Here is a 10456-nt window from a genome sequence, read left to right as displayed (position 1 = left end):
CCCCGAGGACGCCGCCCCGGCCGATGCCGGGGACGCCGAGGACGCCGCCGACGCGGCCGGGCAGGACGCCGCCGAGGACGGAACCCCCGCCGAGGACGCCGCGTCCCGCGTGGACCAGCCCACGGCCGTCTTCCGGGCCGTCGAGCCCCCGCGCCCGGCCGTCGACCAGCCGACCACCATGCTGAAGCTGGGCGACGCCCGGAAGCCCGCTCCGGCGGCGGAGCGGGACGCCGAGCGCACCAGCAAGTTCGTCGCGCTCAAGCCCCTGGACGACCCCTCCACGCGCAAGCCCCCGCCGGCCGCCGAGGCCACCACCGCGCTGCCCAAGGTGACGCCGGACCGGGCCAAGCCGGCCGCGCCCGCCGACCAGACCGCCTCCGTGCCGCAGGTCGGCCCGGAGCGGACGACCCAGCAGCCGCTGCCGCCGAAGCCGCCGCTGGACCTGCTGGCCGAGCTGACCAACACCCCGCCGCCGCCGGAGACCCCGCTGCGGACGGCGGTACGGCGGATCAAGATCTGGACGCCGCTGGTCCTGCTGCTGGCGGTCGTGTTCGCGATCGTGCAGGCCGTGCGGCCGCTGCCCACGCCGGCCCTGGAGCTCACCGCCGAGGACACCTACGGCTTCGAGGGCGACCGCGTCAGCCTGCCGTGGCCCGGCGAGGGCCAGGGCTGGATGGACGTCAACGGCATCGGCACCATGGGCGACTTCGGCGAGCAGAGGCCGGTCGCCATCGGCTCGGTCGCCAAGGCGATGACGGCGTACGTGGTGCTGAAGGACCACCCGCTCAAGTCCGGCGAGGAGGGCCCGAAGATCACGGTCGACGCGCTCGCCGAGAAGGAGGGCGGATACAACGAGGAGGGCGAGTCCACCCTCAACACCGTCAAGGAGGGCGACCAGATCACCGAGCGGCAGGCCCTGGCCGCCATCATGATTCCCTCCGCCAACAACATCGCCCGTCTGCTGGCGCGTTGGGACGCCGGATCCGAGGCCGCGTTCATCGAGAAGATGAACGACACCGCCAAGGAGCTGGGGATGGAGAACACCACGTACACCGACGCCTCCGGCCTGAAGGAGAGCACCGTCTCCACCGCCGAGGACCAGGTGAAGCTGGGCAACGAACTGGTGCGGATCCCGGCCCTGATGGAGATCACGTCGATGGGCCAGTGGATCGATCCGTCCGGACAGAGGTGGTACAACTACAACTACCTGGTCCCCTACGACGGTGCGATCGGCATCAAGACCGGCACCACCACCGCGGCCGGCGGCAACCTGCTCTTCGCCGCCCGCAAGGAGGTCGGCGGTGAGACGGTGACCCTGGTCGGCGCGATCCTCGGGCAGCACAAGGCACCCATCATCGAGACCGTCAACGACGTCAGCAAGACGGCGATGCTCGCCGCGCAGGAGGCGCTGACCTCGGCGAAGATCCTGAAGAAGGGCGATGTCGTCGGGTACGTCGACGACCGGCTCGGCAACCGGACCCCGGTCGTCGTCGAGCAGGACGTCACCGCGGTCGGCTGGGCCGGCCTGGAGGTGAAGCTGTCGTTCGCCTCCGACGAGGTGCCGCACACCGCGGCGGCCGGGACGCAGGTCGGCACGCTCACCGTGGGCGACGGCAGCGGCGGCGCGGTCGAGGTGCCGGTGGCCCTGCGGACGGACCTCACCGAACCCGGCTTCACGGACAAGCTGACCCGCGTCGCCTGACCGGGCACGCACCGCCGCGCTCCCGCACCCCGTCGACGGAAGCCCTCCCGGGCGCCCCTCGGCGGGGTGCGTGCTAGCGTCCCGAAACGGGACAGGACGCCCGCGTGGCGGACGGGGGCGCGAACGGCCCGCCACACGGCCGGGAACGGCCGGGAAACGGGTGGGCGGCCGAGAACGGACGACGGACACGGGGAGCGCCAACAGGTGGCCACTGCGGAGCCGACACGCACCGACGACACCGGCCCGGGCCCGGGAGCCGGCCCGCGCATACGCGTGCCCGCCCAGCCGTCCAGCCGTCCGGCCGACGCAACACCCGGCGGGACGCCCGGGAAGATACCCGGCACGGCGCCGAGCGCGCCGGAGCGGGCCGCCCCGCGGGACCGGCTGCGGCGCGCGGTCCGGCACCCCGTGCTGGTCACCACCGCCGTGGCGGGGGTGCTCCACCTCATCTGGTTCTTCACCTTCGCGAACAGCGGCGGGGATCTCGCGGCGCAGGACGCCTGGGCGGAGTTCGTCGGCCGGCACCCGGACTCGGCGTACAACCTCGCCTGGTACGGCGGGATGCACCCGGTGTCGTACAGCGTGGTGTCGCCGTACCTGATGTCGCTGCTCGGGGTGCGGACGACGATGATGATCGCGGGGACGCTCTCCGCGGGGCTGCTGACGCTGGTCCTGATGCGCAGCCGGATGGTGCGCGAGCCGCTGTGGCCGGGGCTCGCCGGGGTGTTCGGGCTGCTGTGCAACGCGGTGTCGGGGCGGGTGACGTTCGGGCTGGGCATGCTGTTCGCGCTGGGCGCGGTCGCGATGGTGTTCTGCTGGCCGTACCGCTGGCGCTACAAGCGCTGGGCGAAGGCCCTGGGCGCGGCGCCGCTGGCCGCGCTGGCCACCATGTCCTCGCCGGTCGCCGGGCTGTTCGTGGGTCTGGTCGCGGTGGCGCTGTTCCTGCAGAAGCGGCGGCCGGGGGCGTGGGCGCTGGGCCTGGCGCCGAGCGCGGTGGTGGCGGTGTCGGCGTGGGCGTTCCCGTTCTCCGGCACCCAGCCGATGTCGTTCGGGTCGGCGACGCTGCCCGTGGTCTACTCGGCGCTGGTCTTCCTGCTGGTCCCGCGCGACTGGCGGACCGTGCGCATCACCTCCGCCGTGTACGGCCTGTCGGTGCTGCTGGTGTGGCTGATCAGCTCGCAGATCGGGTCGAACATCACCCGGCTGTCGATGCTGTTCGCGGGGGTGGCGCTGCTGGCCGCGCTGCCGTTCGCGGCGCCGCGCTCGCTGCGCTGGTACGCGATCGTGGTGGCCTTCGCCGGGTTCGTCACCTGGATCGGCTACAAGTCGGTCGACGACGTGGTGAACACGACCCCGCGGGCGGCCTGGGCGCGGGAGCTGGCCCCGCTGGTCAACGAGCTCCAGGAGGTCGGCGCCGGGAAGGGCCGGGTCGAGGTGGTCCCGGCCCGTTCGCACCGCGAGGCCTCGGCGCTCGCCCCGTACGTCAACCTGGCCCGGGGCTGGAACCGGCAGGCCGACATGGAGCGCAACCCGCTCTTCTACGACGACACCCTCAACTCGGCCAACTACCGCGAGTGGCTCAAGCGCTGGGCGGTGCACTACGTCGTGCTGCCCAAGGACGAGCCGGACGGGGACGGCGGTGAGCGGGAGCGGGAGCTGGTGCAGCGCGGGCTGCCGTATCTGACGCAGGTCTGGGGGGACGCGAACTGGCAGCTGTTCCGGGTGACCGACCCGGCCCCGCTGGCCGATCCGCCGGCCACCGTGGAGCGGGCCGAGCAGGGCGAGATGACCCTGCGGGTGAGCGAGCCGGGCCGGGTGCTGATCCGCGTCCCGTACTCGCCGTGGCTGAAGCTGGTCGACGCCGAGGGCAAGGGGGTCGAGGCGCCGCGGGAGACGGAGGCGTCCAAGGACCGTCCCGAGGGGACGCCGAAGACCTACCGCAACGTCGACGGCTGCCTGCGCCGGACCGAGGAGGACGCGCAGGGCGTCCGGTGGACGGAGCTGCTGGCGCCGCGCGCCGGGACCTACCGGCTGGCGTCGCCGTACGGCTGGCCGCGGGGCACGGCGTGTCCGGAGGAGCTGGGCTGACCGGCGGAGCGGGCCGGTCGCGTCCGGCTGCCCCGTCCCGTCGCCGTTCATGTTCCTGAACGGGGGTCACTGGACCGAGGCGGCCGGGCTGATCGGACCGATCGCACGCCGGGAAGGCGCGACGTGCGGGGCGGCCGTCCGCGGGGCGGCCGCCCCGCGCGTGGGCTCAGGCCCGGGGGTAGCGGGCCAGCCAGGCGGGCGACGCGGCGGCCGGAGTGTGCAGCGCCGGGCCCTGGGTCATCTCCATGGCGAAGTCGTCGGCCAGTTCCAGGATGGTCGGGCGGCCCTCCAGCGCGGCCAGCCAGGCCGGGGGCAGGGCGGTCTCGCCGTGCAGCGCGCCGAGCAGGCCGCCGGCGAGGGACGCGGTGAGGGCGGAGGGCCCGTCGTGGTTGACGGCGAGACGCAGCCCGTGGCGGACGTCCTCGCCGACCATGGCGCAGTAGACGGCGGCGGCGACGACCCGGTCGGCGGTGCCGCCGCCGGCCAGGGCGGCCACCCGGTCCGGCGTCGGGACGCCCTGCCGGACCGCGCCGAGCGCCTGCTGCAACGCCTCGGACACCGGCTGGTGCCCGGGCCGGGCGGCGAGCAGGGCGAGCGCCCGCTGCACCGCGCCGTCGAGGCTGTCGCCGCGCGCCAGCGTGTGCACGATCACGGCGTACGCGCCCGCCGCCAGGCAGCCGGTGGGGTGGCCGTGGGTGTGCGTGGCGCACTCCACGGCGAGCTGGACGACGAGCTGCGGCTCCCAGCCGACGAGCAGCCCGAACGGCGCGGACCGGCCGGCGGCCTCGCCCCCCGCCTCGCCCGGGTTCTTGGGCGCCTCCAGGGTGCCCATGGTGGCGTCGCCGAGCCCGAGCAGCAGGGCGCGGGCCGGGTCCCGGCGGGCGTACAGCCACTCCTCGCGGGCCAGCCACCCGTCGTCCGCGCGCCGCTCGTCCGGACCCCAGTCGCGCTGGGTGGCGGCCCAGCGCAGATACGCCCGGTGCAGGTCGGTCGGCGGGTGCCAGGCCCCGGTGTCACGCCGCACCTGGGCCCGGATCAGCCCGTCGACGGAGAACAGGGTGAGCTGGGTGAGATGGGTGACGGCGCCGCGCCGGCCGTAGGCCGGGGCGAGGTCCACGACCCCCTCCGGCCCGTGCGCCGCCCGGATCCCGTCCAGGTCCAGCCGGGCGACGGGCGCGCCCAGCGCGTCCCCGACCGCCGCGCCGAGCAGCGTGCCGCGCACCCGGCTGCGGAAGTCCTGCTGCTCGGCACGGCCCCAGACGGTGCCCGCTGTCGCATCCACCAGACCCTCCCAGGGGGCACCGTCCGTACGTACGACAGTTCAGCACTGTATTCGACGGGGAACGTTCGGTTCAGTGGATGGACCGGTACGCAAGTGGTTCGAGAGCAGCTACAGCAGCGCCGACGGCCCCGACTGCGTCGAAGTCGTCATGACCCACCCCACCGTCCACGTCCGCGACTCCGAAGCCCGCCACCGCACCCCCCTCACCTTCGGGCGCCGCGCCTGGGGCGAGTTCGTGCAGGCCATTGGTCCGGTCGACCTCGGGTGTTCATGATCTGTTGGTCCGGCCCTCCCCTGTGCGGCGGAGCATTCCGGCCATGATGCACACGACACGTGTCAGCACCGCGTACGCCCTCTTGGCCGCCGCGCTGCTCACCGCCTTCGCGGCGCCCGTCGCCACCGCCGCGCCCGCGCCGCACGCCTCGCACGCCTCCGCCCGGCAGATCCCGTTCACCGCGGCGGAGGTGACGGCCCAGCAGGACGGTTCGTACCGGGTCACCTGGAAGGCGCCCGGCGTGCGGCAGGTCGCCGTGCGCGCGAACGGCCGTACCGTCGCCACCGGCGGCGCCACCGGCACGGTCACGGTGCGCGGGCTGCCCGCCGCCGACCGGCAGTGGTTCGACCTGGTGCCCGAGCGCGGCCGGCACCTGCGCCTCGCCGACCGGCTGATACGGCTGGACGGCACCGCCAACTTCCGGGACGCGGGCGGCTACCGCACCACGGACGGCCGCTGGGTGAAGATGGGCGTCGTCTACCGCTCGGACTCGCTGGACAAGCTGACCGACGCCGACCTCGCGAAGCTCGGGCGGCTCGGCATCTCGGTCGCCTACGACCTGCGCAGCACGTCGGAGCGCGCGGCGGCCCCGGACCGCCTCCCCACCGGTACCCGGTACGTCGTGGCGAACGTCATCGGCGACGACTCCCCGGTCTTCACGATGCCGACGACGGCCGCCGAGGCCGAGCAGCTGATGATCGAGGGCGAGAGGGCGATGGTGAGCAGCGAGCCGGCCGGGGCCGCCTACTCCACCGTATTCTCCGGCCTGGTCCGGGACGCCGACGGCGCCCTCTACCACTGCACGGCGGGCAAGGACCGCACCGGCTGGGCGAGCGCCGCGCTGCTCACCACCCTGGGCGTGCCGCGCGAGACGGTCCTGGCGGACTACCTGGCCTCCAACGACTACCGCGCCGAGGCCAACGCCGCGGCCCTCGCCGCCATGCCCCCGGCGCAGGCGGCCGTCTACAAGCCGCTGCTCGACGTGCGGGCCGAGTACCTCAACTCCGGCTTCGCCGAGGTGCAGGAGGAATACGGCTCGTTCACGGCGTACGAGAAGCGGGCCCTGGGCCTGGACGCGCGTGAACTGCGGTCGCTGCGCGCGGAGTTGCTCGTCGGCTGACGGACTCCATGGGCGTGGACATGCCCGACGCTGGTAGAGAAGAGGCATGTCCACAACCACCACAGGCACCACCAGAGGCACACTCCACCTCGCCGCCACCGTCCTCACCGGCACCGTGGCCCTCTACATGGCGCTCGTCGCCCTCGGGAACATCACCGACTTCGGCACCAACCAGGACTTCGTCCGCCATGTCCTGGCCATGGACACCACGTTCAAGGACGAGGACCTGATGTGGCGGGCCGTCACGGACACCGCGCTGCAGGACGCCGCGTACGTCGCGATCATCGTCTGGGAGACGGTCGCCGCGCTCGTCCTCGTCGCCGGTACCTGGTTCTGGGCGCGCGGTCCCCGCGTCCTGGCGCGGCGCGTCTCCACGTACGGGCTGCTGATGGTGATGGTGCTGTTCGGCGCCGGGTTCATCGCGATCGGCGGTGAGTGGTTCGCGATGTGGCAGTCGGCGGACTGGAACGGGCTGGACCCCGCGACCCGGATCTTCCTGCTGAGCGGCGTCGTGCTGCTGGTGAACCACCTGCCCGCCGGGCAGACCGGCCCGGCTGCCTGACGGCTACCGGACGACCGACACCGGCGTCCCCGCCGTCCCGAACGCCCACAGCGCCGACCCGTCGGCCGACTTCATACGGATGCCGCCGGTCTGCGTCCCGGCGGCGGCCGGCGGGGGCGAGGAGCCGTCCACGGCGGCGGAGAAGGCGATGCTGACGCCCGACTCGGCGGCGAAGTAGACGACGTGCTCGATCTCCACCCCGTCGGAGCCGGTGGTGGCCTCGGTGCGGGTCCCGACCATGTACGTGCCGGGGTCCGGGTCGACCGTGCCGGGCCACACCGTGAAGGTGCGGCGGGGGCTGTCGCTCGCGTCGACCAGCCACACCCGCCGCTGCCCCAGCGCGTAGACGATCCGCCGCCCGGTCCCGGAGCCGTCGGGCACGGCCGCCGGGGCCGGCGCGCTCGGCGTGGGGCGGGCGGTCGCGGTCGCCGAGGGGCTGGGCCGGGCCGCCGCGGCCGTGGGGCCCGGCTCCTGCTCGGCCTGCACGGCCAGGACGGTGACCGCCGCGATCGCCGCCGCGGTCAGGCCGGTCACCCAGGCCCACGAGGGCAGCCGTCGGGCAGGCACGGGCACGCATCTCCTCAGTCTCCGACCCCCGCCATCGGGGGTCGGATCATCGTACTGTGCGCGCCCGAACGCCCGGTCCTCAGTCCAGCACCGGCAGCAGCCGGGGCAGGTGCCCGTCCGAGGCCGCCGCCGCCCGCTGCCGCTCCTCGGGGACCTCGCCGTACAGCGTGGTGCGGGGGCGGGCGGGGCGGCCCGCCGCCCCGGCCACCGCCACCAGGTCGCGGACCGACTTGTAGGAGCCGTAGGACGAGCCCGCCATGCGGGAGATGGTCTCCTCCATCAGGGTGCCGCCCAGGTCGTTGGCGCCGGAGCGGAGCATCTCCGCCGCACCCTCGGCGCCCAGTTTGACCCAGCTCGTCTGGATGTTGGGGATGTGCGGGTGCAGCAGCAGCCTGGCCATCGCCGTCACCGCGCGGTTGTCCCGCATCGAAGGGCCGGGGCGGGCGATGCCCGCCAGGTACACCGGGGCGTTGGTGTGGATGAACGGCAGCGTGACGAACTCCGTGAACCCGCCCGTCCGCTGCTGGACGCGGGCCAGCGTGCGCAGGTGGCCCAGCCAGTGGCGGGGCTGGTCGACGTGGCCGTACATCATCGTGGAGGAGGAGCGGATGCCCAGTTCGTGGGCGGTGGTGACGACCTCGATCCAGGTCGCCGTGGGCAGCTTGCCCTTGGTCAGGACCCAGCGGACCTCGTCGTCCAGGATCTCCGCCGCCGTGCCCGGGATGGAGTCCAGACCTGCCTCCTTGGCGGCCGTGAGCCACTCGCGGACCGACAGGCCGGTGCGGGCCGCGCCGTTGACGACCTCCATCGGGGAGAACGCGTGCACGTGCATGCCGGGCACCCGGGCCTTCACCGCCCGCGCGATGTCGAAGTACGCCGTCCCGGGCAGGTCGGGGTGGATGCCGCCCTGCATGCAGACCTCCACCGCGCCCACGTCCCAGGCCTGCTGGGCGCGGTCGGCCACCTGGTCCAGCGAGAGCGTGTACGCGTCGGCGTCCGTGCGGCGCTGCGCGAAGGCGCAGAAGCGGCAGCCCGTGTAGCAGACGTTGGTGAAGTTGATGTTCCGGGTGACGACGTACGTCACCTCGTCGCCGACCACCGACTTGCGCAGGTCGTCCGCGACGCGGGCGAGGGCGTCCAGGGCGGGGCCGTCCGCGTGCAGCAGGGCCAGCGCCTCGTCGTCGGTGAGCCGGGTGGGGTCGTCGGCCGCCGTGGCCAGCGCCGCGCGCACGTCCGTGTCGATGCGCTCGGGGGCCATGCCGGGGGCGGCGGCCTCGCGCAGGGCGCCCCAGTCGCCGTAGACCACGTCGAAGTCGTCGCGGCGGTCGGTGGTGCGGCCCGCGCTGTCGATGGTGGTGTGCAGGTCCGTGCGGCCGCTCGCCGTGAAGACCTCCTCCGGTTCCTGCCAGGGGCGGCCCTCGACCACCGCGTCCGGCAGGGCGAGGCCGGTCTCCGGGTCGGCGAGGGCGCGCACGTGCGGCAGCAGGCGCGGGTCCAGCCAGGGCTCGCCGCGGGTGACGAACTCCGGGTAGACGCAGAGGCGTTCGCGCAGTGCGAAGCCGGCCGTCGCCGAGCGGGCGGCCAGTTCCTCGATCTGCGGCCAGGGACGCTCGGGGTTGACGTGGTCGATGGTCAGCGGGGAGACGCCGCCCCAGTCGTCGATGCCCGCCCCGATCAGCCGCTCGTACTCGGAGTCGACCAGGTTGGGCGGGGCCTGGAGGCAGGCGCTCGGGCCCATGATGTGCCGGGCGACGGCCACCGTGGCGACGAGTTCGTCGAGGTCCGCGTCCGGCATGCCGTGCATCGCGGTGTCCGGCTTGGCGCGGAAGTTCTGGATGATCAGTTCCTGGATGCCGTGGTAGGCGCGGGAGACCTTGCGGAGCGCGAACAGGGACTCCGCGCGCTCCTCGTACGTCTCGCCGATGCCGATCAGGATGCCGGAGGTGAAGGGGACCGAGGAGCGGCCCGCGTCCTCCAGGACGCGCAGCCGGACGGCGGGTTCCTTGTCCGGGGAGCCGTGGTGCGGGCCGCCGGGCCGCGACCACAGGCGTTCGGCCGTCGTCTCCAGCATCATGCCCATGCTCGGCGCGACCGGCTTCAGGCGCTGGAAGTCGGTCCAGCTCATGACCCCGGGGTTGAGGTGGGGCAGCAGGCCCGTCTCCTCCAGGATGCGGATGGAGATCGCGCGGACATAGGCGATGGTGTCGTCGTAGCCGTGCGCGTCGAGCCATTCGCGCGCCTCGGGCCAGCGGTCCTCGGGCTTGTCGCCGAGGGTGATGAGGGCTTCCTTGCAGCCGAGTGCCGCGCCCTTGCGGGCGATGTCCAGGACCTCGTCCGGCGACATGAACATCCCGTGCCCGGCGCGGCGCAGCTTGCCCGGGACGGTGACGAACGTGCAGTAGTGGCACGTGTCCCGGCACAGCCGGGTCAGGGGGATGAACACGCTCTTCGAGTAGGTGATGACGCCGGGGCGGCCGGCCGCCTCCAGTCCCGCGTCCCGCACCCGGGCGGCGGACGCGGCAAGGTCCTCCAGGGCCTCGCCGCGGGCCTGGAGCAGTACGGCCGCTTCGGTGACGTCGAGGGCGACGCCGTCACGGGCACGTTTGAGGGCGCGACGCAGGGAGTTCTCGGTGGGGGCGGTTCCGGAGGTCGCGGAAGTCGTCATCCTCCGAGCGTATGGGCCCCGCCGGTTGAGCGGGGGGCGGGGTGGGAATCGGGGGTGCGGTTGATTGCCGAGTGCGGGTGGGTGGGGCGTGGTCGCGCAGTTCCCCGCGCCCCTGAGAGAGGGTGCGGGTGATTGCCGGGTGCGGGTGGGTGGGGCGTGGTCGCGCAGTTCCCCGCGCCCCTGAGAGAGGGTGCGG

7 protein-coding genes and 1 pseudogene are annotated in these 10456 nt (G+C 73.9%); 5 read left to right on the top strand and 3 right to left on the bottom strand.

The genetic code is table 11. The features are described from left to right. Positions 1-1702: pseudogene (locus ACFF45_RS25930) on the top strand (D-alanyl-D-alanine carboxypeptidase); the annotation flags it as partial. 204 nt (positions 1703-1906) lie between these two features. Beyond that, positions 1907-3790: a DUF8823 domain-containing protein gene (locus tag ACFF45_RS25925; protein ID WP_381348872.1), complete on the top strand. Its 1884-nt coding sequence runs from the start codon at positions 1907-1909 to the stop codon at positions 3788-3790. Between the two features lie 166 nt (positions 3791-3956). Here ACFF45_RS25925 and ACFF45_RS25920 read toward each other — a convergent pair whose 3' ends face one another. Continuing rightward, positions 3957-5072 carry an ADP-ribosylglycohydrolase family protein gene (locus tag ACFF45_RS25920; protein WP_381348871.1) on the bottom strand — a complete coding sequence of 372 codons (1116 nt, stop codon included), beginning with the start codon at positions 5070-5072 and terminating at the stop codon, positions 3957-3959. Between the two features lie 73 nt (positions 5073-5145). Here ACFF45_RS25920 and ACFF45_RS25915 point away from each other — a divergent pair, with 73 nt between their 5' ends. From ACFF45_RS25915 to ACFF45_RS25905, 3 genes are read left to right on the top strand one after another with little or no spacing between them, the layout of a single operon-like run. After that, on the top strand, positions 5146-5346 hold the full coding sequence (locus ACFF45_RS25915) for a DUF397 domain-containing protein (RefSeq protein ID WP_381348870.1): 201 nt from the start codon (positions 5146-5148) through the stop codon (positions 5344-5346). Positions 5347-5389: 43 nt separating this feature from the next. Beyond that, entirely contained in the window at positions 5390-6466 is a 1077-nt protein-coding gene (locus ACFF45_RS25910) for a tyrosine-protein phosphatase (protein ID WP_381348869.1), read from the top strand. A 46-nt stretch (positions 6467-6512) separates the two neighbouring features. Continuing rightward, positions 6513-7028 (top strand): DUF2165 domain-containing protein, encoded by a 516-nt coding sequence (locus tag ACFF45_RS25905; protein ID WP_381348868.1) that lies wholly within the window; start codon positions 6513-6515, stop codon positions 7026-7028. 3 nt (positions 7029-7031) lie between these two features. Here the strand turns inward: ACFF45_RS25905 and ACFF45_RS25900 are convergent, their stop codons facing one another. Both ACFF45_RS25900 and ACFF45_RS25895 read right to left on the bottom strand, forming a co-directional pair. Further along, positions 7032-7601 carry a hypothetical protein gene (locus tag ACFF45_RS25900; protein ID WP_381348867.1) on the bottom strand — a complete coding sequence of 190 codons (570 nt, stop codon included), beginning with the start codon at positions 7599-7601 and terminating at the stop codon, positions 7032-7034. 73 nt (positions 7602-7674) lie between these two features. After that, positions 7675-10260, bottom strand: a complete 2586-nt coding sequence (locus tag ACFF45_RS25895; protein ID WP_381348866.1) for a bifunctional FO biosynthesis protein CofGH — start codon at positions 10258-10260, stop codon at positions 7675-7677. Positions 10261-10456: the final 196 nt, after the last annotated feature.

Source organism: Streptomyces cinereospinus (genome assembly GCF_042430725.1).
GTDB classification, from domain to species: Bacteria; Actinomycetota; Actinomycetes; order Streptomycetales; family Streptomycetaceae; genus Streptomyces; species Streptomyces cinereospinus.
This window is presented reverse-complemented; position numbering and strand designations above follow the sequence as displayed.

Bases quoted from the DNA above. Each gene is read 5' to 3' on its own strand.
- ACFF45_RS25895 (WP_381348866.1), bottom strand. From the start codon at position 10,260: ATGACGACTTCCGCGACCTCCGGAACCGCCCCCACCGAGAACTCCCTG.
- ACFF45_RS25910 (WP_381348869.1), top strand. From the start codon at position 5,390: ATGATGCACACGACACGTGTCAGCACCGCGTACGCCCTCTTGGCCGCC.
- ACFF45_RS25905 (WP_381348868.1), top strand. From the start codon at position 6,513: ATGTCCACAACCACCACAGGCACCACCAGAGGCACACTCCACCTCGCC.